The organism is Lactobacillus delbrueckii subsp. bulgaricus (assembly GCF_046938665.1).
In the GTDB taxonomy this organism is placed as follows: domain Bacteria; phylum Bacillota; class Bacilli; order Lactobacillales; family Lactobacillaceae; genus Lactobacillus; species Lactobacillus delbrueckii_C.
In genome coordinates, this window is the sequence record NZ_JBKZCD010000084.1 from 1 (window position 1) to 364 (window position 364).

Consider the following 364-nt stretch of genomic DNA (forward strand, 5'->3'; position numbering starts at 1 on the left):
TTACAATCCAGACCACCCATTCTTTGACCACTTCCTTTTCACCCAAAAGGAGGCCGGAGACGCGGTAGCCAAGCAGACCATTCCTTCACCAACCATGCTCTTCAGAGACAACCGGTCTGATAACTGGCCTGAATTCTACGCCAGCTGGGAAGACTACCTGGCTGACTTGGGCAAGGCCTACAATGAAACCATCAAGCACTTCTACGATCTCGGCTGCCGCTACTTGCAAATTGACGACACCACCTGGGCCTTTTTGATCAGCAAACTCAATGAAAGCCAGGACAATCCAGAAGAACATGCCAAGTACGTCCACTTGGCCGAAAGCGCGGTAACGGTCATCAACGCGGCTTTGGAAGGCCTGCCA

At 52.2% G+C, this 364-nt stretch carries 1 pseudogene; it reads left to right on the forward strand.

The window, feature by feature from the left end:
• Positions 1 to 364: pseudogene (locus ACLUXO_RS10300) on the forward strand (5-methyltetrahydrofolate--homocysteine methyltransferase); the annotation flags it as partial.